Here is a 25,040-nt window from a genome sequence, read left to right as displayed (position 1 = left end):
CGTGACGACGGCGGGCGGGGGGCGGCCGCGCCGGGGCCGCCGATCCGGCTCGGGTACGGCCCCGGGGAGAGGAGCCGTCAGCCCACCGCGCCGTCCAGCCGCCTGAGGACCGCCGTCAGCGCCCGGATGCGGTCACTGCCCTGCGGAAGTGCGGGAAGGCACGAGCGCAGGCGCCGCACCGTACCGAGCCGTACGTTTCCCGGCCCGATGGCGTCGACGATCGAACCGACCGCATGGAAGGCCCAGTACTGGTTGAACGCGAGTCCCTCGGAAACCGCCGCCTCGACGAGCGTCGGCAGGAACTCCTCCTCCGGCCGGGCGTACAGGCGGGCGTAGCCCGCCAGCCGGGCCCCGCCGTCGGCGGAGCCGAGAGCGGAGGCAGTGTCGTAGTCGTCCACCAGAGGCGTGAGCCTGGCCAACTCGGCGAAGATCAGCTCCTGCCGGTAGGTCCGCGCCGGCCCCGACGGCTCACTGCGCCGCAGGTCCGTGAACTCGTCGACGAGACGGCCGACCTCCTCCTCCACCTCGGCGCCGCGGATGCCCTCACCGCCGGCCACCAGGGCCACCCGGGCCTGGCGGCTCGCGTCGTCCCCTGCCTGCTGAGCCTCCGCGGCCTGCTGTTCGACGGCTTCCACGCGCTCCTGCAACTGCCGGTACTGGAACTTGGCGCCGCCGGGCAGTTCGATGCTCTCGAAGAGGTCGCCCAGCCACGGGACCACGGCGATCGCGGCCAGGGCCAGCGTCGCACCGTCGATCTTCAGATCCGGCCTGACGGTGTGGATGACACCGATCCCCAGCGCGCCGAGCGAGATCACGGCGGCCACCAGCCGCCTCCGTCGCCCTTCGCGCAGGCCTTCCCGACCCCCCGTATCCGTCATGCCCCCACTATTCCAGAGAACGGTCAGTCCTCCGGCCGGAAGGGGGTTGCCGGTCAGGCCTCAGCGGTAAGGATTCCGGCGCCTCGTCAGGGCCGCTGGAAGACGACCTCCGGGTAGGCCGGCGACGGGCGATCGAGCAGTCGCTGGGGGACGCCCTTCAGTTGCAGGTCGAAGAAGGCGCCGACGTAGGCCCGGGTGATGTTCTCGGCGCGCAGCGGGGCGAGCGTCGCCTCGGGGTCGGTCAGGCCCGCGCGGGCCTCGATGAGCGGGCCGTCGGTGAAGCTCCCGTGGTTGGATCCGGTCACGGACAGCCAGCGCTTCCAGCCGTCCATGCGGGACCAGGCGGTGTTCCAACTGGTGTCCCAGCCCGAGGGGTTGTGGACGGACTGGGTGCCGAGCACCAGGAAGGGTCGGCCGTCCAGCCCGGCGGCGGGGAAGGGGTCGAAGAACTTGCCGTCCATGTTGATCCCGGCGCGGATCCGCCGGTCGGCGGCCATGGTGCTGGCCGCGGAGTTGCCGCCTATGGAGTGCCCGGCCATGCCGATCCGGTCCCGGTCGATCATGCGGGCGTGCGGCCAGGCGGGGCGGGGGCCGGTCAGCCGGTCGAGGACGAAGGAGATGTCCTTGGCCCGGCTCGGGGGGACGGCCGCGATCTTGGTGTCGTCGAGGTCCTGGCAGACGGCGCAGGTCAGGGTGCGCCCGTCCGGGAAGGTGGTGCCGGAGGTCTCGTAGGTGTGGTCGACGGCGGCGACGACGTACCCGCGGCTCGCCAGGTCCTCGGCGAGGCCGGTGAGGGTGGCGCGCGGGAGCGTGAAGCCGGGGGAGAGGACGACGAGCGGGAACCTGCCCGGCGCCGGGCTCGCGTCGGTGCGCGCCCACGGGCGGAGGCCGGTGATCGCCTCGGACGGCAGGTTGCCGCCGGGCGCCTGGAAGTCCAGCAGCAGCCGGGCCTCGTCCGCGGTGAGGTACGGGGTCGCGGGGCCGCCCGTCCCGGGGCGGGCCGGGTAGTACATCGAGACCATCAGCTGCCGTGCCCCCGCGGACGGCACCCACGGGTCCGGGCGGTTCCCGTCGACGAGGTGCAGGGTGCTGCGGCCGACGGCGTGCCGCCCCGTGGGCCGGGGCAGGTCGGGTTGTGCGGCGGACGCCTCCTCGGCGGGCGCGGCAGAGGCGGGGGTCGCGGTGAGGTCGGCGGCTGCGGGCGCGGGTGCCGCGAGCGCCGAACTCGCCCCGGCGATCGGTAACGGCAGGACGAGGGCGAGGGCGGTGGCCACGGCGGCGCGACGGAGTCTGTTCATGCACAGACGGTAGGCCGGGCAAGGCCGTTCATGCCTCGCCGCGAAGGCTGAGACGGTGTCACCCGCAGGGGGTAGCGGCGCATCCCCTCCGGGGAGGACGGGAGCTCGTGGGCCCCGGCCGGACGGCGGGGACGTGGGCAGCGGGTGTACGGCGGATTGCGTACCCGTGGCGGTGGTTCGGGGCTCTCACCGGTGAAGCGGTCCTCGCCGCGCGAGTCGAGGGGCGAACGCGGGCCGGCGGCGCCGGGGCCGGATATGCTTCCTCGCCCGGGAGGTGTCCGCGACCGGAGTGGGAACAAGGGCCCCGACGATCCTCGTCGCCGTTGGTCGTGGGCGCCCGGCGTTTCACCCGGCCGACTGCTGGGCACCGCACTTCAAGACGTGACGACGAGGAGAACGCGATGCCGCTTGAGGGCGAGTACGAGCCGAGTACGGCACAGTGGGTGCGCGATCAGGTCGAACTGTACGAGAGCTCGGGCGGGACGCAGGGGACAACGCTCCTGGACACGGGCCTGCCCGTGATCATCCTCACGGTGCGCGGCGCGAAGAGCGGCAGGATCCGCAAGACCCCGTTGATGCGCGTGGAGCACGAGGGGCGGTACGCGGCCGTGGCCTCGAAGGGCGGCTCCCCCCGGCACCCGGAGTGGTACTTCAACATCACGTCCGACCCGCACGTGGAGCTCCAGGACGGGCCCGAACGCCAGGACATGACGGCCCGTGAGGTCACCGGGGACGAGCGGGCCGAGTGGTGGGAGCGCGCGGTCGCCGCGTATCCGCCGTACGCCGAGTACCAGGAGAAGACGGACCGGGTGATTCCCGTCTTCGTGCTGGAGCCCGCGCGCTGACCGGACGTGCCGCCGGCGTGTGAAGCGCCACACTTCCGGTCCCGAGCGTGCCGGTGCTCGCCACCCGGCCGGCGGTCAAGGACACTGATCGCCGTGACTGATGTGCGAGAGACCCTGGATTACCAGACCTTCGGGCGGGCGGTGCGCGAGCTCGCGCAGACGATCGCCGACGACGGCTTCGAGCCCGACCTCGTCCTGAGCATCGCCCGCGGCGGAGTGTTCGTGGCGGGCGGTCTGGCGTACGCGCTGGACTGCAAGAACATCCACCTGGTGAACGTCGAGTTCTACACGGGCGTGGGCACCACTCTCGACATGCCCGTCATGCTGGCGCCGGTGCCCGCCGCGATCGACTTCACCGACAAGAAGGTCCTGATCACCGACGACGTCGCCGACACGGGCAAGACCCTGAAGCTGGTGCACGACTTCTGCCTCGACCACGTCGCCGAGGTCCGGTCCGCCGTCATCTACGAGAAGGCGCACTCCCTGGTGAAGTGCGAGTACGTGTGGAAGCGGACCGACGACTGGATCGAGTTCCCGTGGTCTACGGAGGGACCGGTCGTCAGGCGCGACGGCCAGGTGCTCGACGCCTGACCGGACACGCTCTCCCCGGGCGGGCCGCGCCCCGGTATCCGTGCGGGCCCGGACACCATCCGGCGCCCGGCGGTTGGTAGCGTGACCGCCGTGACGGAAGCCGAAGCACTGGAAAAGCTGGAGCACCTGGTACTGACCCCCGGTGAACGGGCCGGCGGCGTCGGGGTCGACCGTGTGATGTTCACGATGGACTGGAGCGGTGAGGACGAGCCGGGCGTGCTGGCGGCGTTCGTGGCCGGCCGGGTGCGGGCTTTCGGGGCGCAGCCGACGGGTGTCGACACCGACGCCGTCCGCCGGGAGGCCGAGGCGGACCCGGCGCTGCGCCGCGGCGACCTCCCGGTCCGCCAGCTCGATCATCTGGCCGGTGTGCTGGCGGAGCTGGGCTGCGCCCTCCTGGTGTGGGACAGCGGCACCGACGCCTACGAGGTCCTGGTCGCGCCGGCCGGTGAGCACGAGTCGGCCGGGTTGACGTACCAGGGCCTCCCGGTGCGGCCCTGGGGCTCGGAGTCCGACGCGGCCCTGGTCAGCCTGGACTGCCCGGGTTGTTCGCAGATGCTGGTCTGGGAGCTGCCGTCGACCGAGACGCTGGCCGGCGAGCACTGCTTCTGCGGCACCCCGCTGTTCGACGCCGAGGGCCGGCCCCTGCCCGGCGTCACCCTCCACGACTGAGCCGTCCCCTGGGGGGCTACCGTGGCGGCATGATCGTGGACGAGGCGGGAAGCGGCGCGGTGCGGGGCGGCGTCGCCGGTGTGCGGAACTTCCGGGACGCCGGGGGAGTCGGCTCCCTGCGCGAGGGCCTGCTCTACCGCTCCGGCGCGCTGCGCGAGTTGGCCGCCGGCGGCGCCCAGTCCCTGGAGGGCCTGGGCGTGCGCACGGTCGTGGACCTGCGCAGCCTCCCCGAGGTCGCGGCCGGGCCGGACGCGTTGCACGGCACCGGCCTCGCGTACGTGCACGCCCCGGTGTTCGCCGAGCAGCGCTGGCCGGACGACCAGCTGGAGCTCTACCCGGCGATGGCCGAGCACGCCGGGAGGTCCGCGGTCGCGGTCCTCCGCGGGCTCATCGCGCCCGGTGGTCCTGCCGTCCTGGTGCACTGCGCCTCGGGGAAGGACCGGACCGGCGTGGTGATCGCCGTGATCCAGACGCTGCTGGGCGCGACCGAAGCCGAGGTCACCGGGGACTTCCTGCGGACGAACGCCGAGTTGGGCCTGAGCGCCGAGACCTCCGCCACCACCGCAGGGCACGGCAGCCGACCGGTCGCCGCCGGCCATCTGCGGCGGGCGCTGGTCTGGATCCGCAGCCACCACGGCTCGATCCCGGCCTATCTCACCGCGCACGGTGCCCGGCCTTCGGAACTGGAGGCACTGGAGGCACTGACCCGGGTCGCCGGTCCGGCGGTGCCGCCGCGCCGGCTCCCGGACAGGCCCTAGTTAGTAGTAGCCCTTGGTGCCGTCGACGAGCTCACGGACGATGTCCGCGTGCCCCGCGTGCCGCCCGGTCTCCTCGATGAGGTGGATCAGTATCCAACGGAGGTTGGCGCTGCCGTCGCGGAAGTCGGGGTGGCGGCCGAGGTCGTCCAGGGAGGCCGCGGCGACGATCTCGTTGCTGCGGGCGCACTGGGCCTCGTACTCGGCGAGGAGCTCGGCGAGCGGCCGGCCGCCGGTGTGCCAGTCGGCGTTCTCGCGCGACTCGTCGAACGCGGGGTTCTGCTTCTTGTCGCCGCCGAGGAACACCACCTCCAGCCAGATGTGCTCGGTCCAGCGCATGTGGGAGACGAGACCGGCCATCGTCATGGCCGGGGAGGTCGGGATGACGGCGCGGTGCGCGTCCTTGTCGTCCAGCCCCTCGCACTTCCAGCGCAGGATCTGCCGTTGCAGGTCCAACCAGCCGATGAGCGCGGTCCGTTCGTCCGCTTGGCGTGGCGGGCGTTCCAGGTTCGATGCCATACCGGCGCACGTTACCGGGTCGGTCGGGGGGAGGCATCCGGATTTTCGGGGCAGCCTTCGGCATCCTCCTTCCGCACCTGTGGTCGGTGGCTGGTGGCGCTCGACGGGCCTGGTGGGCGCCGACGCTTCGGAAGCCGGTGAAGAGTCCGTCCTGACAGGTGAGGCGGGCGAATTCGCCGGGATCGGGCCGATTCCACTGCCGTTGGTGAAAAGAACGGAGGCGGCGATCGGCTCGGCGCCTCCCCGGGGCTCGGCCAGCCGTCAGGGGCTGTTCACCTGCCCGTTCACCGGAGGTCCCGGTTGATCGCATATTGATAACGGGTCTGGTCCAAAGTGCGGGTCCGGCCACCCCTCCGGCCCGTGCGCAGGTGAAAGGAAATGAGCCATGGAACGCAGATCTCTGCTCGGCGCCACCGCCGGAGCACTGATCCTCGGAGGCCTCGCCCAGGGGACCGCCTCGGCGGACTCAGGCCGGGGCAACGGCCAGGGCGACGACAACGACCAGGGCAAGGGCGGCGACGGCAACGGCGGTCTGGTGACGTCGTTCAACGTCATCAGCGACATCCAGGGCGACCTCGGCGATTTCGCCCAGGCCCTCAAGGACATCAAGGCCACCAACCCGCGCTCCACCGGCCTGGCCGTCGCCGGTGACATCACGCCGCGCGGCTACGACTTCGAGTACGCCGAGGTGCAGAAGGTCCTCGACCAGGGCCCCAAGCCCCGCGAGATCGCCTGGGCCATCGGCAACCACGAGTTCTACGTCCCCAAGTGGTCCGACCCGAACACGCTCGCCCAGAGCACCTGGCCCAACGGCACCACCGAGGACTCCCTCTTCCGCAGCTTCTACCGCTTCGCCAAGCGCTCCTCGATCTACGCGGAGACGACCTTCGGCGGCATCCCCGTGCTGACGCTGGGCACCGAGCGCTACATGCACTTCCACGACAAGGCCCTGTGGGACGAGGTGTGGATCAGCGACGCCCAGTTCCAGTGGCTGGAGGAGCGCCTCCAGTACTGGACCCGGCGCCGGAAGCCGGTCATGGTGATCACCCACCACCCGCTGCCCAACACCGTCTCCGGCACCCGCAGCAAGATCTACATGAGCGACTACCTCCAGCCGGACCGCCTCCTCGGCCTGCTCGGGCGCCACCGCGACGTGTTCCTCTTCAGCGGCCACACCCACTGGGACCTCACCCTTTCCGACTGGTACGTGCGCCGCGTCGTGCCCGGCACCGCCAACCTCGACGGCTTCTCGGTGATCAACACCGGCGCCGTCCAGACCGGCTTCGCCGACAACGGGCAGGGCGGCGAGGTCACCGTCCCGGGGCACTTCAACCAGGGCCTCCAGGTGGACGTCCACCGCGACCGCGTCGTCATCAGGGCCCGTGACTTCGCGACGGGGGCCTGGATGAAGCAGGTGTCCGTCCCGCTCTCCACCCGGATCTGACCTCCAGGCGCCCACGGCGGCCCGCATCGACAGTTCCTCACCGAGCTGTCGGTGCGGGCCGAAGGTCGTCGCCCGTGCGGGACGCATGTCGCTTCGATGGCCGAATTCCGGTACGGGATACGTCTGTTGGCGTACTTTTCCGCAGCGCGACGCCCTCGGGTGGGAACCCGGTCGACCCCGGGGCGACCTTCCGGCCCGGGGTCAGGCTCCCCGTGCCGGGCGTGCGGGACGCCCGCTCGGCTCCGCCGGGGGCGGCGGGTTCTGGCCGATCAGGGCGAGCAGTCCCGGGAAGCGCGCCTCCAGGTCCTCCCGGCGCAGGTGCGCCTTCCTGCTGTTGCCCCGGTCGATCTGCTGGACGAGCCCGGATTCGCGCAGGACTCGGAAGTGGTGGCTGAGGGTGGACTTCGAGACCTCCAGTCCGAAGGACAGGCAGGTCCGTTCGGTGCCCTCCGGAAGTCCCGCGAACTCCTGGACGATCCGGTACCGCAAGGGGTCCGACAGGGCGTTCAGGACCGTAGGGAGCTCCATCTCGTCCCGGCTCGGGTGGCCTTCCGCGTCGACCATGGCTCCGCCTCTCCGTCGCTCGCCGGCCGCAGCCGTGGGCCAGGTTCGATTTGCATGATACCTCTGCCGCCTGAAAACCTTAGGTTCGACAAAAACCGAACCTAAGGTTCGGAGCCCTCCGGAACGGGAGCTTCCCCACCATGGCTGCACAGACCGAATCCCCCCTCGCCGGGGAGGACGCCGGACCCCAGGCGTCAGGGCGCCGACGGCAGACGCTGATCCTGGCCGCCGTCCTGCTGGCCGTCTTCGTCGTCCCCACGTCCATCTCCGGCACCGGTGTGGCGCTGCCGTACATCGGCTCAGACCTCGACGCCGGCCTGGTGCCCCTGCAATGGGTCGTCAACGCCTTCAACGTGGCGTTCGCGTGCTTCACCCTCGCCTGGGGGTCCGTCGCCGACATCATCGGTCGCGTCCGCGCCTTCGCCCTCGGTGCCACGATCTGTGCGGCCGCCTCGCTGGTCAGCGTCTTCGCCGGCGACGTGATCCTGCTGGACGTCGCCCGCGCCCTGGCCGGCATCGGCGGCGCCGCGATCTTCTCCTGCGGCGCGGCGCTGCTCTCCACCGTCTTCGACGGCCCCGCCCGAGGCCGGGCCTTCGCACTCTTCGGCACCGTCGCCGGCCTCGGAGTCTCCTTCGGCCCGTCACTGTCCGGCGTGCTGGTCGAGAGCGCCGGCTGGCGCTGGGTGTTCGCCGTGCACGTGATCGTGCTGGCCCTGGTCCTGCTCGCCGTCCCGACGATGGGCCGCGCCGTTCAGGAGACCCGCACCGCGGGCACGCGCGTCGACGTCCTCGGCTCCGCCCTGTTCGTCCTCGCCATGCTGCTGCTCACCACCGGCATCGCGCAGGGCTCGCAGTGGGGCTGGGCCGGGCCGGGCGTGCTCGGCCTGTTCGCCGGCACGATCGTCGTCCTCGCGCTCTTCGCCGCGGTGGAGAAGCGCACGGCGCACCCGATGCTGGACCTGGGCATCGTCGCAAACCGCCGGTTCCTGGCGCTCTGCCTGGTGCCGGTGGCCGGCTCCTTCGGCTTCGTCACCATGCTGACCTACCTTCCGAGTTACCTCACCGCGGCCGGCGGCTACTCCAGTGGCGCGGCCGGTGCGATCATGCTGATGCTGACGGTCCCGATGCTGGTCCTCCCCCTGGTGGCCGCCAAGCTCGTCGCCAAGGGCGTCTCCGCGCGGGGCATCACCCGCCTGAGCCTGGTCCTCCTGGTGGTCGGCGTCGTCGGCCTCCAGCTCTTCGAGCCCGGAGTGAGCCTCTGGCTGGTCGCCCCGCCGATGCTGGTCACCGGCGCCGGCTACGCCCTCGCGGCCGGCCTCGTCGACGGCCAGGCCCTGGAACTCGTCGCCCCGGAGCGGGCGGGCATGGCCGCCGGTTTCCTCAACACCATGCGCCTCGGCAGCGAGGCCGTCGCCGTGGCCGTCTACGGCTCGCTGCTCGCGACCGTCATCGGCGGCAGGACGCGCGACGGCATCGCCGGCCAGGCCGGTGCCGGAGACCCGGCCACCGTCGCCGGGACGGTCGCGAGCGGCAACATCTCCGGCCCGGCCGGACAGGTCGCCGAGGCGCAGCGCGGCAGCTTCACCGACCTCCTGGTCCATGCCTACGACGGCGCCTTCCACACCGTCCTGTGGGTGCTCGGCGGCATCTGCCTGGTGCTGCTGGCGCTCGTGGTGGCGCTGTCGGGCGGCCGCGGGACCGAGCGGGCGAAGGCCGGCTGACCCCGCGGCCGTACGGGCGCGACCGCCGTCACCGGCGGCCGGCCGCTACGGGGGTGGTGAGCCGCTACGCGGGCGGGAGCACCTCCGAGAGCGCCTGGAGCACCGGTTCGCGGCGGACGTCGATGTGGGTGTAGGTGAGCGCTTCGGCGAGTCTGGGCCGGCCCGAGTAGATGACGCGGCAGATCTCCCGGTGCTCCTCGCAGTGCAGGCGCGGGCCGGCCTCGGTGGAGGTGAGGCGGAACAGCCAGTGCATCAGGCCGAGGGAGGGCTGGAGGGAGGCCTGCAGCAGCCGGTTGCCGGTCATGGTGATGATCTCGGCGTGGAAGGCGGTGTTCTCGGCGGCGATGTCGGCGGCGTCGTCGCGCAGGGTCGCTTCCTCGGCCCGGTCCATGATCTGCTGCAGCGCGGGATGGTGGTGCCCCTGGGCGCAGCGTTCGGCGGCGCGGCCCGCGGCGAACACCTCCAGGCTCAGCCGCAGGTCGAAGAGTTCGTCGACGTCCCTGAGGGTGAGCCGGCGCACGGTGGCGCCACGCCGTGGTTCGGTGACGACGAGGCCCTCGGCGGCGAGCCGCACCAGTGCCTCGCGCACCGGGATGCGGGAGACGCCGAGGGCCTCGGAGAGTTCGCGCTCGCGCAGCCGGGCCCCCTGCGGGTGGCTGCCGGAGTGGATCCCGGCTCGGATGCACGCCACGGCGCGGTCCACGTGTGTCGAGGTGGCGGGTTCGTCGGTCATGCCTGGATCCGGAAGTCGGGGAAGGTCGGCGGGAAGAGGGTGTCGGCGTCGCGGCGCATGATGTCGCGTTCGCTGTAGGCCGCCCGCATCCTATCGAAGAGGTGCTGGGCCCGGCGCCGGAGCGCGGGGAGGTCGACGCCGGGGAGCGCGCGGTCCACGAGGACCGGCCGGCCGGCGACGACGGAGTGGGTCGCCTGCCGGGCGGTGCCGCTGAGGAGGAACGTGCGGACGGGGTCGTCCTGGACGCCGTCGCGGATGTCTCCGAGGCCGAAGGCGACGAGGTCGGCCTGGGCGCCGGGTTCGAGCCGTCCCAGGTCGGCGCGGCCCAGCGCGCGGGCGCCGCCGAGGGTCGCGGCCTCGACGTAGTGCTCGGCGGGGGCCGCGTCGAACCGCTCGTCGACGAGCTTCGCGAGGTGCACGCCGGTGTCCATGCCGCGGACCAGGTCGGGCGGGAAGGAGTCGGTGCCGAGGCAGAGGTTCACGCCGGCGTCCCGGTAGGCGCCGAAGGAGTGCAGGACCGAGCCGTAGCGCAGTGAGGTCAGCGGGCAGTGCACGACGGACACGCCGGCCCGGGCCAGCCGGTCCAGGTCGCCGCGGTCCTCGCCGTGCACGGACGGATGGCGGTCGACGAGCATGGTGTGGGGGATGAGCAGCCGGGTCTCGAACAGGCCGGTGTCCTCGATGAGTCGGATGGGCGTCGTGCCGTGCAGGCGGCCCACCAGTTCGCGTTCCAGGGTGCCCTGGAGGGCGTGCAGCCGCACGAGGACGTCGCGGCTCCTGGCGACGGCCGCCGTCTCGCGCAGCAGGTCCGCGGTCAGGGTCTCGATGCGGCACGGCAGCAGGACGCCGGTGAGCAGCGGGTCCGCGAGGTGGTCGAGGTGGTCGAGGAAGCGGACGGCGTCGTCCAGGCCGGCGCGGCCCCGTTCCTCGTCGAAGGCCACGCCCCGACTGCCGTCCGGCAGCGCCACGTTGACGCCGGAGCGGTAGGCGGGCCCGAGGTAGCCGCGCAGCCCGATGCGGCGGGAGGTCTCGGCCATCGCCACGAGTTCGTCGTACGGCTCGGCCCAGGAGCTGTGCACCTCGGAGGCGATCGGCATGTAGGTGGTGATGCCGTGCAGGGCCAGTTGTGCCAGGGCGAACTCGCGGACGGTGCGCCGCTCTTCGGGGGTGAAGACGTCGTGGCGGCGGTGGTCGAAGTAGTCCTGGGACCACTGCAGGCCGCGGCCGTGGCCGGGGGCCTGCCAGGAGTCGAGGACGAGGTGGTCGATGTCGGTGAGCGCGTCGAGGTCGATCAGTCCGGGCATGACGAGCGATTCGCCGAGGTCCAGGTCGACGTCGACCGGGCCGTCGTAGTCGCGGCCGACGTGGACGATGACGTCGTCCTCCCACACCACCTCCCCGTCGCGCAGCAGGGCGTGGCCGCCGTTCTGGTGGGCGAGGACGTGACGGGCGCGCCAGCGCGTGCGCATGGGACCTCCTGGGAGGGGGGGTTGTTGGGTACGGACAACCTAGAGGCTGGCATACCAAGTGAGGAAGGGGCAGGTGTCCGCCGTCCGCATCGTGACATCCGGCGCACTCTGTCGCGGCCTGCTGGATGACGTCTCACTGCCGCACATCTACGCAGGTGGAAGCGGCTTTTGGCAGCCCTGGCGAGGTGGCTGAGGCGTCGCTCGACACGCGGCTCGACTTTTTGATGGCTGTCAGGTCTGGTGGCGAATCCTGATTTTGGTATACCGTCCGGGTCACCCCCCACCCCCAAGCGCCGGAGGACCCGACGTGTTGGATCCGCATGTGCCGCCGAGCCGGACGCCCCCCGCCGCCGGGTCGGAGCCCCCTGTCGAACAGCCGGCCACGCAGCAGCCGGCCACCCCCTCACCGCCGACCGCCACGACGACCCCGGAACCCGCCGCGGAGCCGGCCGGCGCGCGCACCCTCCTCGGCACGGCGTGGCTGCGGATCCGCCGCAGCCGCGTCGCCGTGGGCGCGCTGGTCGTCGTGGCCCTGATCATCCTGTTCGCGGTCCTGGCCCCGCTGTTGACGTCCCTCGAAGGCCACGACCCGTACACCTCCCTGACCGGGCCCGACTACCTCGACGAGGTCGACACCCCGGGCCTGCCGCTGACGTACTACCGGTTCCCGTCCCCCGACCACTGGCTGGGCCTCGAACCGGGCCTGGGCCGCGACCTCTTCGCGCGGATGGCCCACGGTGCCCGGATCTCACTGGTCATCGCGCTGCTGTCCACGGTGGTCTCGGTGTTCCTCGGCACCGTGATCGGGGCCGCCGCCGGATACTTCGGCGGCAAGGTCGACATGGTGATCAGCCGGGTGATGGACCTGTTCCTCGCCTTCCCCCACCTGCTGCTCGTCCTGTCGCTGACCCCGATCCTGCAGTCCCGCCTCGGCGGCACCGCGCTCGACTCCGGAAGCCTGCTGCCGGTCGCCTCACTGGTGATCATCCTGGGCTTCTTCGGCTGGGCGTACCTGGCGCGCGTCGTGCGAGGACAGGTGCTGTCCCTCCGGGAGCAGGAGTTCGTGGACGCCGCCCGCGCCTACGGGGCGTCCCGGCGCAGCATCATCTTCCGGCAGATCATCCCGAACGTGATGGGCGTCGTGCTGGTCTACGCGACCATGCTGATCCCCACCAACATCACCGCGGAAGCCGCCCTGTCCTTCCTCGGCGTCGGCGTCAAGGACCCGACGCCGTCGTGGGGGCAGATCCTCAACGCGGCCCAGGCCGGCAACTGGTACCTGTCCGATCCGTGGTTCCTGGCCGTCCCGGCGGGCGCGCTCGTGATCACGGTGCTGGCCTTCAACCTGCTCGGCGACGCCGTCCGTGACGCGCTGGACCCCAAGTCCTCCCGCCACTGAACCCACTTCCCCCGCGCTTCGACCCCCTCCGTTCGAGGCGTCCGACGTCCCTCCCACTTCCCCCACCTGTACCTGAGGAGACGCAGTGCAGCGACGCACAGCAGCCGCGGTTGCCCTGACCCTGACCGCCGCGATGGCCCTGACCGCCTGCAGCGGCAGCAAGCCCGCCCCCGGTTCCGGCGCCGCCAGAGCCGTGGGCGGCACCTTCGACCCCGTCCACGTCGGCAAGGGCTTCGACACCAGGGGCGGCAACGTCAACGTCCTGATGTCGACGGACTTCCAGACGCTCGACCCCGGCAACAGCAACTACGTGCAGACCGCCAACGTGGGCCAGCTGTACTACCGCACGCTGACCATGGCCAAGGAGACGGCGGGACAGCCGCCCACGATCGTGCCGGACCTCGCCACCGACCTCGGCACCCAGTCCGAGGACGGCCTGACCTGGACGTACACCCTGCGGGAAGGCCTGAAGTTCGAGGACGGCACCCCGATCACCAGCAAGGACGTCAAGTACGGCGTCGAACGCACCTACGCGCGCGACGTCTACACCCAGGCCCCGCAGGAGCTGAACTCCGCGCTCGCCGACGACACCTACAAGGGCCCGTACACCGGCGGCGACTTCAAGGGCATCGACACCCCGGACGACCGCACCGTCGTCTTCCACCTCAAGCAGCCCTTCGCCGAGTTCCCGGCGCTGGTCTCCCGCTCGAACACGGCGCCGGTGCCCAGCGGCGCGGACACCAGACTCGACTACACCAACCACCCCGTCTCCTCCGGCCCGTACAAGATCAAGTCGTACCAGCGCGGCCGCTCGATGCAGCTCGTCCGCAACGAGCAGTGGGACCCGGCCACCGACCCCAACCGGCCCGCCCTGCCGGACACCTTCACCTTCAGCCTCTCCACCGCGCAGGCCACCGTCAGCCAGCAGCTGCTCGCCGACTCCGACCCGACGGCCATCACCCTGGACAGCAACGGCGGCCTCCAGGTGTCCGACGCCTCCCAGCTCAACACCCCCGAGGTGAAGAAGCGCACCGCGGCCGGCCTCCTCGGCTGCACCGACGTCCTGGACCTCAACACCCGCACGATCGAGGACCCGCAGGTCCGCAAGGCCATCGCCCTGGCCATCGACCGCGCCGCCATGCACCTGCAGTACGGCGGCAACCGGTTCGGCCAGCTCACCCAGTCGTACATCAACCCGGCACAGCGCGGCTACGTCGAACAGCACACCGCCCTGGACCCGTCCGGCAAGCCGAACCCGGAGGAGGCCAGGAAGCTGCTGGAGGGCAGGACCGTCCCCAAGAAGCTCGTCTACGGCTACGCCGACAGCAGCCCCCGCTACAAGAACATCGGCACCACCCTGCAGCAGAACCTCAAGCAGATCGGCATCGACCTGGAGCTGCGCCCCATCCCGGCGGCCAACTACTTCACGACCCTCGCCGGCGACCAGATGCCCGACATCGCCCGCAGCGGCTGGTGCGGCGGCGCCGACAGCGGCTCCGTCCGCACCACCGTCGACCCCAACCTCGGCCCCAGCGTGGACGGCACGACCTACGGCTTCTCCAACATCCCGCGCTACTACGACCCCGAGGTCTCCCGGGCCATGTACGAGCTGCGGGGCACCAACGGCACCAGCGAGGAACTGGGCAGGAAGTGGGCGACCCTGTTCGACCGCGCCATGCAGGACTACCCGCTGGTCCCGCTGGTGCGCACCTACACCAACAGCGTCGTCGGCTCGAAGATCCGCGGCGCGCAGGTGGGCTACTTCTTCGGCGGCATCGACCTGTCGGCCGTGGGAGTCGAACGCTGATGACCGGATTCCTGCTGCGGCGCTGCGCCGCGATGATCGCCCTGCTGCTCGTCATCAGCTTCGTGACGTTCAGCCTGTTCCAACTCGGCCCCTCCGACCCGGCCGCGGCCGCCTGCGGCCAGGAGTGCACCCCCGCCCGGGTGGCCGAGGCCCGGGTCGCCCTCGGAATGGACAAGCCGTTCCTGACCCAGTACGCCGACTACATGTCCGGCCTGCTGCACGGCCGGATGATCGGCGCCCCCGGCACCGAGACCCTGTGCCAGTGGCCCTGCCTCGGCAAGTCCTTCCAGACCAACGAGGACGTCACGGCCGTCCTCGCGCGGGCCCTGCCCTACACCCTGTCGGTGGCCGGCGGCGCGATCGTGCTGTGGACCGTGGCCGGCGTCGGCCTGGGCCTGCTCGCCGCGCTGCGCAAGGGCCGGTTCACCGACAAGCTGATCGTGGGCGCCGCCTCGGTCGGGGTGTCCCTGCCCATCCCGGTGACCGGCCTGTTGCTGCTGCTGGTCTTCGTCAGCACGCTGCACGTACTGCCGTTCACCACCAACGCCATCTCCTCGCCGTTCGGGCCCGCCGGCCCGGGGGCCTGGTTCCTCAACTACCTGCTGCCCTGGGTGGCGCTGGCCGTGCTGTCCAGCGCGCAGTACATCCGCGTCACCCGCAGCAGCATGCTGGAGACCTTCGGCGAGGACTTCATGCGCACGGCGCGCGCCAAGGGCCTGGCCCGGCCCGGCATCGTCCTGCGCCACGGCGCGCGGGCCGGCATCACCCCCATCGTCACCATGCTCGGACTGGACATCGGCCTGCTCCTGGGCGGCGCCGTCCTCACCGAGCAGATCTTCTCCGTCCCCGGGGTCGGCTTCACCGCGGTGCACGCCGCGCAGTCGGGCGACCTGCCCGTGATCATGGCCATCACGATGGTGGCCGCGTTCTTCATCATCGTCTCCAACGTGGTGGTCGACGCCGTCTACGCCGTCATCGACCCGCGAGTGAGGGCTGCCTGATGACCACCACACCACCCGCCGCGCCCCTGCTGGACATCCGCGACCTGACGGTGACCTTCCCGACCGACGACGGCCTCGTCCACGCCGTCAACGGCATGGACCTGACCCTGTCACGCGGGGAGACCGTCGGCATCGTCGGCGAGTCCGGCTCCGGCAAGACCGTCACCAGCCAGGCGCTCATGGGCCTGCTCAAGGACACCTCGGCCACCGTCACCGGGCAGATCCTGCTCGACGGGCAGGACCTCAACGCGCTGACCGAGGCGCGGATGCGCGCCTACCGGGGCAAGAAGATCGCGATGATCTTCCAGGACCCGCTGTCCGCGATGCACCCCTTCTACCCGGTCGGCGTCCAGGTCGCCGAGGCCTACCGGGTGCACAACACCGTGAGCAGGAAGGCCGCGGCGGCCGCCGCCGTCGACATGCTCGGCCGGGTCGGCATCCCCGACCCGAGGAAGCGCTACGACGCCTATCCGCACGAGTTCTCCGGCGGCATGCGCCAGCGCGCGATGATCGCCATGGCCCTGGTCTGCGAACCGGAACTGCTGATCGCCGACGAGCCCACGACCGCGCTGGACGTGACCGTGCAGGCGCAGATCCTCGACCTGCTCGGCGAGTTGCAGGCCGAGACCGGCACCGCGGTGATCCTGGTGACCCACGACCTCGGCGTGGTCGCCGAGGTGTGCCACCAGGTCGTGGTGATGTACGGCGGGCTCTGCGTCGAGCGGGCCACCGTCACCGACCTGTTCAGGATGCCCCGACACCCGTACACCCAGGGCCTGTTGGCGTCGATGCCGTCGCTGACGGGCGCCGGTGAGCGGCTGCGCCCGATCCCGGGCTTCCCGCCCTCGCTCCTCGACCTGCCCGAGGGCTGCCTGTTCGCCGACCGGTGCCCGCACACCCGCCTCGTGCCCGACGGCGCCTGCCACACCCGCCGGCCCGGCCTGACCGGACCCGGGGCGCACCCCTCGCGCTGCCACCTGACCCACCCGCAACCGGCCCGAGAGGCGCTCCGATGACGCAGCTGCTCCAGGTGACCGACCTGACGAAGCACTTTCCGGCCCGCTCCGGCGCCTTCCGCTCCGGCGGCGGCGTCAAGGCCGTCGACCGCGTCAGCTTCTCGGTCGACGCCGGCCGGACCCTCGGCCTGGTGGGGGAGTCGGGCTGCGGCAAGTCCACCACCGGACGCATGCTCATGCGGCTCCTGGAGCCCACCTCCGGCAGCATCCGGCTGGACGGCCGGGAGATCTCCGAGCTGCGCCGCTCCGACCTCCAGGAGTACCGGCGGCAGGTGCAGATGGTCTTCCAGAACCCGTCCTCCTCGCTCAACCCGCGCCAGTCCGTGGGCAGCGCGATCGCCGCCCCGCTGCTGGCCCAGCGGATCACCCCGCGCGGCGGCGTCAAGGCCGCGGTGCGGGACCTGATGGACCGGGTCGGGCTGCGCCCCGACCACTACAACCGGTTCCCGCACGAGTTCTCCGGCGGCCAGAAGCAGCGCGTGGGCATCGCCCGGGCACTGGCCCTGGGCCCGCGACTGATCATCTGCGACGAACCGGTCTCCGCGCTGGACGTCTCGGTGCAGGCCCAGGTGATCAACCTGCTGGAGGACATCCAGCGGGACACCGGCGTCGCCTACGTGTTCATCGCCCACGACCTGTCCGTCGTCAAGCACTTCGCCCACCGCGTCGCCGTGATGTACCTGGGCCGGATCATGGAGCACGGGGACACCCGCGAGGTGTTCGACGCGCCGCGGCACCCCTACACCCAGGCGCTGCTGTCGGCCGTCCCCCGGGCGGACCCCGACGCGGACCGCGGCGGGCGCATCCGGCTGACCGGCGACCTGCCCAGCCCCACCGACCCTCCCTCCGGCTGCGTGTTCCGCTCACGCTGCCACCTGCGGCCACGCCTGGACCCGGAACGCGCCCGCCTGTGCGCCGACACCGTGCCGGGCGGCGCCACTGCCTGCCACCACCACACCACTGAAAGGTGACGACAACCGTGCTGATCCGCAACGTCCGCCCCTGGGGCGGCGAGCCCAGCGACGTCGAACTCTCCGGTTCCCGCATCGCCGGGATCCGCCCGCACGACCCCGCCGCCCGCCCCGAGGGGGAGGTGGTCGAGGGCCGCGGCAGGCTGCTGCTGCCGTCGTTCAGCGACGTGCACGTCCACCTCGACTCCACCAGGATCGGCCTGCCGTTCCGGCCGCACACCGGCGGCCCGGGCGTGTGGACGATGACGATGAACGACCGGGACCACTGGCGTTCGGCCGAGGTCCCGCTCGCCGAACGCGTCGCCGGGACGCTGGAGCGGATGATCGCCCGCGGGACGACGCGGGTGCGTTCGTACGCGCAGGTCGACGTGGACTGCAAGCTGGAGAAGTTCGAGGCCGTGGTGGCCGCGAAGGAGAAGTTCGCGGGCCGCGCCGACGTCCAGATCATGACCTTCCCGCAGGCCGGCATCCTGCGCGAGGAGGGCACCGTCGACTACCTGGAGGCCTCGCTGAAGGCGGGCGCGGAGGTCATGGGGGGCATCGACCCCTGCACCCTGGACCGCGACCCCAAGCGGCACCTGGACATCGTGTTCGGCCTGGCCGAGAAGTACCAGGTCGAGGTCGACATCCACCTGCACGAGCCCGGCCACCTGGGCGTGTTCTCCACCGACCTGGTCATCGAGCGCACCCGGGCCCTCGGCATGCAGGGCAAGGTCACGATGTCGCACGCCTACGAACTCGGCTCGGTCGGCGAGTCCGTCAGCCGCCGCATCATCGACGAGTTCGCCGAACTCGACATCGCCATGGCCACCGTGGCGCCGTCCGGCCGCGGGCACCTGTCGCTGGTGGACCTGGTGGAGGCCGGGGTGCGGATCGGCCTCGGCGAGGACGGGCAGCGCGACTACTGGAGCCCCTACGGCAACTGCGACATGCTCGACCGCACCTGGCAGCTCGCCTTCGTCAACAACTTCCGGCGCGACGACCTGATCGAGATGTCCCTGGCCGTCGCGACCCTCGGCGGGGCCTCGATCATGAGCCACGAGGTGCCCCGGCTGAAGGGGACCGCGGACCGGCCCGGACTCGCGGTCGGCGACCGCGCCGACCTCCTGCTGGTCGACGGCGAGACCCCGACCAGCGCCGTCATGGACCGCGGCACCGACCGCACGGTCCTGCACGACGGGGTGGTGGTCGCGGACCAGCTGTCGCTGACGAACGCCTGACCGGCCGCGCGCCCGGTGCGGGGGCGGGGTGACCGGCGCGGGGTGCGACACGGGCGATCGTGTCGCACCCCGCCGGGTGTCACAGCCGGGGGTCGACCAGGATCTTCACGGCCGTCTCGTTGTGGTGGATGAGGGTCTCGAAGCCCTCGGTGACGAGGTCGTCCAGCCCGATGGTCTTGGTGATGAACGGCGCCAGGTCGACGCGCCCCTCCTGCACGAGCTTGATGGTCTGCGGGTGGGAGTTGACGTAGGCGATGGTCCCGCGCAGGTCGACCTCCTTGAGGACGAGCTTCTGCATGTCGAGCGACGCGGGCTTGCCCCAGATCGAGATGACGGTGATGACACCGCCCGGCCTGACGGCGTCGAACAGCGTGTCGAGGACGGCGTTGACGGACGTGGCCTCGAACGCGACGTCCGCGCCCCTGCCGCCGGTCAGGCGCCGGACCTCCGCCGCGACGTCGGTGACGGCGGGGTCGATGACGTGGTCGGCGACCTTGGTGTCCAGCGCCTTCTGCCGACGCAGCGAGCTGAGCTCCGAGACCGCGACCTCGACGCCCATCGCCTTGAGCACCGCGCAGGTGAGCAGCCCGATGGGGCCGGCGCCGCCGACCAGGGCGAAGTCGCCCGCCTTGGCGCCCGAACGGTCGAAGGCGTGGTAACCGACCGACAGCGGCTCGATGAGGGCCGCCTGGTCCAGCGGGACGTCGCCGACCGGGTGGACCCAGCGGCGCTCGACGACGATCTTCTCGGCGAGCCCGCCGCCGCGGCCGCCCAGCCCGATGAAGTTCATGTCGGGCGAGAGGTGGTAGACGGGGTTGTCCTCGCTGGTGTCGACGTCGGGGCGCAGGATGTAGGGCTCGACGACGACGCGGTCGCCGGGCTTCAGGTCCTCGACGCCCTCGCCCACCGCGTACACGACGCCGGACATCTCGTGGCCGAGGGTCACGGGGGCGGCTTCGCCGGAGACCGGGTGGGGGTGGCCCGCCGGCGGGACGAAGATCGGTCCGTCGAGGTACTCGTGCAGGTCGGTGCCGCAGATCCCGCAGTAGGCGACGTCGATGCCGACCGTGCCCGGACGGACCGTGGGCTCGGGCGTCTCCTCGATACGGATGTCACCACGGTCGTAGTAGCGTGCAGCCTTCATGTGAGCTGTCCTCTCACCATGTTGTCTTCGCGGTTGTTTTCGCGGCCCGTGCCGGGTCGTGTCGCCGGCGAGGCATTTGCCTCGTTTGGCGGATTTAAGTTGACAATTGAACGTTACGCCCGAAAAGTCGGATCGGCGCGGCGGCGCGCCCGGCACGGGCCCTGACGGTGCAGGTGAGAGCGCCTTCGGCCTCAGGCCCGCACGGCCGGCTTCCGGGGCGGGGCCGGGACGAACAGCACCGCGATCAGCGCGGCCACGGCCAGCAGGACGGCCGTGATCACGAACGCCCGGTCGTAGCCGGCCGCGAGTGCCTCCAGGGCTCCCCGCCCGGCGCCCGTCGCGTCCCGGGTGGCGGCCGTCGCCAGGGAGGCGAGCACGGCCAGGCCGATGCTGCCGCCGCACTGGCGCCCGGCGTTGAGCAGCCCGCTGACCAGTCCGGCCTCGTGCGGGGCGACCCCTGACGTCCCCATCGCGGTGTTGGCGACCATGCAGATCCCGACGCCCGTGCTGGTGACCACCGACGGGCCCACGAAGGCCGTCAGATAGCCGGAGTCGACGCCGAGTCCGCCGAACCAGAGCATGCCGAGCCCCGCCAGCAGCAGGCCGCCGGTGAGCGTGGCCCGGCCCCCGAACCGGGCGCCGAGGCGCCCGGCCGCCATGCTGCCGGCCATCACGCCCGCGCAGAACGGCAGGAACGCGGCACCGGCCGCCAGCGGCCCGTAGTGCAGGACGTTCTGCAGGTGCAGCGAGCAGAAGTAGAAGCCCGCCAGCATCGCCGCCCCGATCAGGGTGACGATCAGGCTCGCGACCCACGCCGTGCGGCTGCGCAGCACCCCGAGCCGCACGATCGGCGCGGCGGCGAAGCGGGCCTCCCAGGCGAGGAACGCGATCCCGACGAGCACGGCGGCGCCGAGCGTGGCAAAGGTCCGGGCCGAGGTCCAGGGGTGGCGGTCGGTCTCCATCAGGCCGTACACGAGGGTGCTCATCGCGCCGGTCCCGAGCACCGCGCCGACCAGGTCGAGCCGGCCCTCGCGCTTCGGCCGGGCGGCGGCGACCGAGCGCACGGCCGCCAGCGCGGCGAGTGCGACCAGAGGGATGTTCACGAAGAACACCCACCGCCAGTCGAGCAGGTCCGTGAGCACGCCGCCGAGCAGGACGCCCAGCGCGCTGCCCGCGGCCGTCACCATCGACCAGATGCCCAGGGCCCGGGCCCTGGCCGCCCCCTCGGTGTAGGTGACCATGATGAGCGTCAGGCTGATCGGCGCGAGGAGCGCGCTGGCCACGCCCTGCCCGGCCCGGGCGCCGATCAGCTGGGCGGGGGTCTGCGCGAGGCCGCCGAGCACGGAGGCGACCCCGAACACCGCCAGGCCCGCGAGCAGCGCCCGGCGGTGTCCGGCCAGGTCGGCCACCCGTCCGCCGAGGAGCAGCAGGCCTCCGAAGGCGAGCGCGTAGGCGTTGACGACCCAGGGCAGCGCGCTGTCGGCGAAGCCCAGGGAGTGGCCCATCGCGGGCAGGGCGATGTTCACGATGCTGGCGTCGAGCGTCACGATCAGCTGGCAGAGACAGGCCGTGGCCAGCACCAGGCCGGGGCGGACTGCGGCCCGCCCGGGCCCGCCGGCGGCGGTGGCGGACCGCGCCCCGGGCGCGGTCGTCGACGATGGGGGCAGGGCTGGTCCGGGCATGGCCACCTCCAGATGCGAACAGTGTTCGCGTAAGGTAAGCCTTACTTAACTTCCGTCGCAAGTGTGCAGGTGAACGCCGTGTCCGGCGTGGCAGGATGACGCAATGGCACAGCAGCGCACGACCGGCGAACCCGGCCGCCCCGGCCCCGGCCCCGGCCCTGGCCCCAGGCGTCCGCGCCCCGGGCTCACCACGGGCGCGGTCGTCGCCGCCGCGCGACGGCTGATCGAACGGGACGGGATCGACGCGCTCACCATGCGCGCCGTGGCCGCCGAACTCGACACCGCCGCCGCCTCGCTCTACCGGCACGTCTCCGACCGCGAGAGCCTGCTGCTCGCCGTCCTGGACGAGATCGCCGACGGGATGCCCGTGGACGTCCCGGGCGACATCCCCACCGCGCGGCTGCTGCGCAGACTCCTCGACGCCCACGACTTCCTCGCCCGGCACGCGTGGGTGCCGCACGTCCTCGTCCGCGGCGAGCTGGCGTCCGCGCGCGCCCTGCCCTTCGTCGACGCCTGCCTGGCCGACCTGATGGCCGCCGGCCTCCAGCCCCCGCACGCGGCCCGCGCCTACCGCGCCTGCTGGCAGCTCCTGGTCGGCGAACTCCTCTCCGAACACCCCGTCGACCGCCCGCGCCGGCCCAACCCGCGGACCGACTCGCTCACCGCCGCCGACGCCCAGGCCCTCCCCGCCCTGGCGCTCGCCCGGACGGCGGACCCCTACCTGGGCCCGGGCGCCAACTGCGCCGAGCTGCGCACCGCCCTGGCGGCGCTGATCGACGGCCTGGTGGCCGCAGGCCGGGGCTGAGCCCTCCGGGGGCGGCAAGGCGAGGGCCGTCCGCGAGGGCGGCGGCGGGCGGTCGGACCATCCTTTCGGGCCGATGGCCGGATCGCGTGCTCGACGTGAGGACACAAGGTGTCCTAAAGTGAATAACGTGTCCTCGCCGGGCGTTCGCCGTGCGCCCGTGCCCGTGCCCACGCCCGACGCCCCGGCGGGACCTGAGCGACGGAGCGACCGAAGCGACCGAAGCGACCGACGAACGAAGGAGGACCACGGTCATGGCCGACACGTTCGAGACCGACAAGACCGACAAGACCGACCTGGTGAACCTGGCCCACCAGCGGATGCGGACCGCGATCCCCGACAACGACTGGACGGTGCGCCAGAAACTCGCGCTGACCTGCCGCGTCCTGTTCGACGCCGGCCACGACTCCGGACTGGCCGGCCAGATCACCGCCCGGGCCGAACGCCCCGGCACCTACTACACCCAGCGCCTCGGCCTCGGCTTCGACGAGATCACCGAGGACAACCTGCTCCTCGTCGACGAGGACCTGAACGTCCTGGAAGGCGACGGGATGGCCAACCCGGCCAACCGCTTCCACAGCTGGGTCTACCGGGCCCGCCCCGACGTCAACTGCATCATCCACACCCACCCGCTGCACATCTCCGCGCTCTCGATGCTGGAGACCCCGCTGGTCGTCTCGCACATGGACATGTGCCCGCTCTACGACGACTGCGCGTTCCTGGAGAAGTGGCCCGGCATCCCGGTCGGCAACGAGGAGGGCGAGATCATCTCCGCCGCCCTCGGCGACAAGCGCGCGCTGCTGCTCGCCCACCACGGCCAGCTGGTCGCCACCGCGACCGTCGAGGAGGCCTGCACGCTGGCCCTGCTCTTCGAACGCGCCGCCAGGCTCCAGCTGCTCGCCGGCGCCGCCGGGAAGATCCAGGAGATCCCCGAGCTGCTGGCCAAGGAGGCACACGACTGGACCTCCACCCCCAAGCGCGGCCAGGCGAACTTCGCCTACTACGCCCGCCGCGCCCTGCGGGCCGGCCACGGCGACGCCCTGACCACCGGCAAGGAGATCTGAGATGGACGCCACCACCCTGGAAGGGATCATCGCCTACCCGGTGACCCCGTTCTCACCCGCCGACGGCGGCCCGGACCTCGACCGGCTCACCGAACTGATCGACCGGCTGGTCCGCTCCGGCTGCCACGCCGTCGCCCCGCTGGGCTCCACCGGCGAGAGCGCCTACCTCGACGACCGGGAGTGGTACGCCACCGCCGAGGCCTCCGTGTCCGCCGTCGCCGGCCGGGTGCCCACCGTCGTCGGCATCGCCGACCTCACCACCCGCAGCGCCGTACGCCGCGCCCGGTTCGCCGAACAGGCCGGCGCCGACGTGGTGATGGTGCTACCGCTCTCCTACTGGCGGCTGGACGAACGCGAGATCACCCGGCACTACACCGAGATCGCCGACGCGGTCGGCATCCCGCTGATGATCTACAACAACCCCGCCACCGCCGGCGTCGACCTCAGCCCGGAGCTCATGCACCGGCTGGTCGAGCGGGTGGAGAACATCACCATGGTCAAGGAGAGCAGCGGCGACATCCAGCGGATGCACCGGCTCACTCAACTCTCCGACGGCGCCCTGCCGTTCTACAACGGCTCCAACCCGCTGGCGCTGGAGGCGTTCGCGGCGGGCGCGGCCGGCTGGTGCACGGCGGCGCCCTGCGTCATCCCCGACCTCACCCTCGACCTGTACCGGGCCGTGCGCGAGGGCGACCTCGACGCGGCCCGCCGGGCGTTCTACCGGCAGCTGCCGGTGCTCCGGTTCCTGCTCGACGGCGGCCTGCCGACCACCGTCAAGGCAGGCCTGGCGCTGTGCGGCCTGGACGTCGGCGAGCCCCGGCGCCCGCTGCTGCCGCTGGGCGAGGCCGGGACGGCGCGCCTGGCCACACTGCTCGCCGCGGCGGGGGTCTCCACGGCTTAGTCGGGTAGCCGGGTCACGTTGCCGTGACCCGGCCCTGGCCCAGTTCCAGGTCAGGCGCCACATGTACTGGTCCAACGACTCGGCCATCTCGGCACGCCACTGCGGGGTCAACTGCCGCCAGAACTGCTTCTGCCTGTCGTACTGGTCGGCTCGACAGAGACCAGTCAGCGGCTCCGGAAGGGGGGTATGGCCACTTACTCGGAGGCCCGCCTTCTGCAGGACTCCCCGCAGCAGTGATGAAGGCAGCTGTCGTCACGGGCGGACGCTCGCAGACCGGACTGACAGATGGCCAGTTTCCCGAGGTTGCCGGGACGCTGCCCAGAAGTACTCGGCAGACCCTCAACCATGTTCTACCTCTGATCTTGGCCAGTGCTCCGCCCTTCAGGGCGGGGGTGAGGGCCATCCTTGGCCCGGAGGCGCGGAGCGCCGGAGTTCGCTGCGCCTCGGGGTAACGATCAGACGGGTCGCTTCTGGTTCTCGATGTACTGCTTGACCACGGTCAGTGGTGCGCCGCCGCAGCTCCCGGCGAAGTAGGAGCCGGACCAGA

Annotated in this window: 24 protein-coding genes; 15 read left to right on the top strand and 9 right to left on the bottom strand. The window is 71.9% G+C overall.

The window, feature by feature from the left end; translation table 11 throughout:
- Positions 1-77 precede the first annotated feature (77 nt).
- On the bottom strand, positions 78-824 hold the full coding sequence (locus ACFRAR_RS29750; protein WP_380701739.1) for a hypothetical protein: 747 nt from the start codon (positions 822-824) through the stop codon (positions 78-80).
- Between the two features lie 140 nt (positions 825-964).
- On the bottom strand, positions 965-2,176 hold the full coding sequence (locus tag ACFRAR_RS29745) for an alpha/beta hydrolase family protein (RefSeq protein ID WP_380701737.1): 1,212 nt from the start codon (positions 2,174-2,176) through the stop codon (positions 965-967).
- A gap of 401 nt (positions 2,177-2,577) precedes the next feature.
- On the opposite strand from ACFRAR_RS29745, the gene ACFRAR_RS29740 reads away from it, so the two are divergent.
- The 4 genes from ACFRAR_RS29740 (at position 2,578) to ACFRAR_RS29725 (ending at position 5,039) form a co-directional block, all read left to right on the top strand.
- Positions 2,578-3,021: a nitroreductase family deazaflavin-dependent oxidoreductase gene (locus ACFRAR_RS29740; RefSeq protein ID WP_380701735.1), complete on the top strand. Its 444-nt coding sequence runs from the start codon at positions 2,578-2,580 to the stop codon at positions 3,019-3,021.
- 93 nt (positions 3,022-3,114) lie between these two features.
- Positions 3,115-3,612, top strand: a complete 498-nt coding sequence (locus ACFRAR_RS29735) for a phosphoribosyltransferase (RefSeq protein ID WP_380701733.1) — start codon at positions 3,115-3,117, stop codon at positions 3,610-3,612.
- Between the two features lie 90 nt (positions 3,613-3,702).
- A complete protein-coding gene (locus ACFRAR_RS29730) occupies positions 3,703-4,281 on the top strand; it encodes a hypothetical protein (RefSeq protein ID WP_380701731.1) in 579 nt (192 codons plus the stop codon).
- 29 nt (positions 4,282-4,310) lie between these two features.
- Positions 4,311-5,039 carry a tyrosine-protein phosphatase gene (locus ACFRAR_RS29725; RefSeq protein ID WP_380701729.1) on the top strand — a complete coding sequence of 243 codons (729 nt, stop codon included), beginning with the start codon at positions 4,311-4,313 and terminating at the stop codon, positions 5,037-5,039.
- On the opposite strand, the gene ACFRAR_RS29720 is transcribed toward ACFRAR_RS29725, so the two are convergent.
- The gene (locus ACFRAR_RS29720; RefSeq protein ID WP_380701728.1) at positions 5,040-5,555 is read right to left on the bottom strand and encodes a DinB family protein; all 516 of its coding nucleotides are present in this window, start codon (positions 5,553-5,555) and stop codon (positions 5,040-5,042) included.
- Between the two features lie 385 nt (positions 5,556-5,940).
- Between ACFRAR_RS29720 and ACFRAR_RS29715 the strand changes: the two genes are divergently transcribed.
- On the top strand, positions 5,941-6,999 hold the full coding sequence (locus tag ACFRAR_RS29715) for a metallophosphoesterase family protein (protein WP_380701726.1): 1,059 nt from the start codon (positions 5,941-5,943) through the stop codon (positions 6,997-6,999).
- A 201-nt stretch (positions 7,000-7,200) separates the two neighbouring features.
- Here the strand turns inward: ACFRAR_RS29715 and ACFRAR_RS29710 are convergent, their stop codons facing one another.
- Positions 7,201-7,563 carry an ArsR/SmtB family transcription factor gene (locus ACFRAR_RS29710; protein ID WP_380701724.1) on the bottom strand — a complete coding sequence of 121 codons (363 nt, stop codon included), beginning with the start codon at positions 7,561-7,563 and terminating at the stop codon, positions 7,201-7,203.
- Positions 7,564-7,703: 140 nt separating this feature from the next.
- On the opposite strand from ACFRAR_RS29710, the gene ACFRAR_RS29705 reads away from it, so the two are divergent.
- On the top strand, positions 7,704-9,284 hold the full coding sequence (locus ACFRAR_RS29705; RefSeq protein WP_380701722.1) for an MFS transporter: 1,581 nt from the start codon (positions 7,704-7,706) through the stop codon (positions 9,282-9,284).
- A 64-nt stretch (positions 9,285-9,348) separates the two neighbouring features.
- Here ACFRAR_RS29705 and ACFRAR_RS29700 read toward each other — a convergent pair whose 3' ends face one another.
- Together ACFRAR_RS29700 and ACFRAR_RS29695 are read right to left on the bottom strand one after the other, a co-directional pair.
- Positions 9,349-10,017 (bottom strand): GntR family transcriptional regulator, encoded by a 669-nt coding sequence (locus ACFRAR_RS29700; protein ID WP_380701720.1) that lies wholly within the window; start codon positions 10,015-10,017, stop codon positions 9,349-9,351.
- Positions 10,014-11,486, bottom strand: a complete 1,473-nt coding sequence (locus ACFRAR_RS29695) for a chlorohydrolase family protein (RefSeq protein ID WP_380701718.1) — start codon at positions 11,484-11,486, stop codon at positions 10,014-10,016. The genes ACFRAR_RS29700 and ACFRAR_RS29695 overlap by 4 nt, the downstream gene beginning before the upstream one ends.
- Before the next feature lie 307 nt (positions 11,487-11,793).
- On the opposite strand from ACFRAR_RS29695, the gene ACFRAR_RS29690 reads away from it, so the two are divergent.
- The 6 genes from ACFRAR_RS29690 (at position 11,794) to ACFRAR_RS29665 (ending at position 18,900) form a co-directional block, all read left to right on the top strand.
- Positions 11,794-12,885: an ABC transporter permease gene (locus ACFRAR_RS29690; RefSeq protein ID WP_380701716.1), complete on the top strand. Its 1,092-nt coding sequence runs from the start codon at positions 11,794-11,796 to the stop codon at positions 12,883-12,885.
- A gap of 85 nt (positions 12,886-12,970) precedes the next feature.
- Positions 12,971-14,692 (top strand): ABC transporter substrate-binding protein, encoded by a 1,722-nt coding sequence (locus ACFRAR_RS29685; RefSeq protein WP_380701714.1) that lies wholly within the window; start codon positions 12,971-12,973, stop codon positions 14,690-14,692.
- A complete protein-coding gene (locus tag ACFRAR_RS29680; protein ID WP_380701712.1) occupies positions 14,692-15,693 on the top strand; it encodes an ABC transporter permease in 1,002 nt (333 codons plus the stop codon). Before ACFRAR_RS29685 ends, ACFRAR_RS29680 begins: the two co-directional genes overlap by 1 nt.
- Positions 15,693-16,709, top strand: a complete 1,017-nt coding sequence (locus ACFRAR_RS29675) for an ABC transporter ATP-binding protein (RefSeq protein ID WP_380701710.1) — start codon at positions 15,693-15,695, stop codon at positions 16,707-16,709. The genes ACFRAR_RS29680 and ACFRAR_RS29675 overlap by 1 nt, the downstream gene beginning before the upstream one ends.
- The gene (locus tag ACFRAR_RS29670; protein WP_380701708.1) at positions 16,706-17,680 is read left to right on the top strand and encodes an ABC transporter ATP-binding protein; all 975 of its coding nucleotides are present in this window, start codon (positions 16,706-16,708) and stop codon (positions 17,678-17,680) included. The genes ACFRAR_RS29675 and ACFRAR_RS29670 overlap by 4 nt, the downstream gene beginning before the upstream one ends.
- An 8-nt stretch (positions 17,681-17,688) precedes the next feature.
- Complete coding sequence (locus tag ACFRAR_RS29665) at positions 17,689-18,900, top strand: amidohydrolase family protein (RefSeq protein WP_380701752.1); 1,212 nt, start codon at positions 17,689-17,691, stop codon at positions 18,898-18,900.
- Positions 18,901-18,979: 79 nt separating this feature from the next.
- On the opposite strand, the gene ACFRAR_RS29660 is transcribed toward ACFRAR_RS29665, so the two are convergent.
- Together ACFRAR_RS29660 and ACFRAR_RS29655 are read right to left on the bottom strand one after the other, a co-directional pair.
- Positions 18,980-20,044: a 2,3-butanediol dehydrogenase gene (locus tag ACFRAR_RS29660; RefSeq protein WP_380701706.1), complete on the bottom strand. Its 1,065-nt coding sequence runs from the start codon at positions 20,042-20,044 to the stop codon at positions 18,980-18,982.
- Positions 20,045-20,235: 191 nt separating this feature from the next.
- On the bottom strand, positions 20,236-21,726 hold the full coding sequence (locus ACFRAR_RS29655) for an MFS transporter (protein WP_380701704.1): 1,491 nt from the start codon (positions 21,724-21,726) through the stop codon (positions 20,236-20,238).
- 103 nt (positions 21,727-21,829) lie between these two features.
- Between ACFRAR_RS29655 and ACFRAR_RS29650 the strand changes: the two genes are divergently transcribed.
- The 3 genes from ACFRAR_RS29650 (at position 21,830) to ACFRAR_RS29640 (ending at position 24,493) form a co-directional block, all read left to right on the top strand.
- Complete coding sequence (locus ACFRAR_RS29650; RefSeq protein WP_380701702.1) at positions 21,830-22,531, top strand: TetR/AcrR family transcriptional regulator; 702 nt, start codon at positions 21,830-21,832, stop codon at positions 22,529-22,531.
- A 251-nt stretch (positions 22,532-22,782) separates the two neighbouring features.
- A complete protein-coding gene (locus ACFRAR_RS29645; protein ID WP_380701700.1) occupies positions 22,783-23,592 on the top strand; it encodes an aldolase in 810 nt (269 codons plus the stop codon).
- A 1-nt stretch (position 23,593) separates the two neighbouring features.
- Complete coding sequence (locus tag ACFRAR_RS29640) at positions 23,594-24,493, top strand: dihydrodipicolinate synthase family protein (protein ID WP_380701698.1); 900 nt, start codon at positions 23,594-23,596, stop codon at positions 24,491-24,493.
- A gap of 455 nt (positions 24,494-24,948) precedes the next feature.
- Here the strand turns inward: ACFRAR_RS29640 and ACFRAR_RS29635 are convergent.
- Positions 24,949-25,040, bottom strand: a 92-nt coding sequence (locus tag ACFRAR_RS29635) for a transposase (protein ID WP_380701750.1), incomplete at its 5' end; no start/stop codon positions are given.

Source organism: Kitasatospora sp. NPDC056651 (assembly GCF_042792155.1).
Lineage (GTDB): Bacteria > Actinomycetota > Actinomycetes > Streptomycetales > Streptomycetaceae > Kitasatospora.
This window is presented reverse-complemented; position numbering and strand designations above follow the sequence as displayed.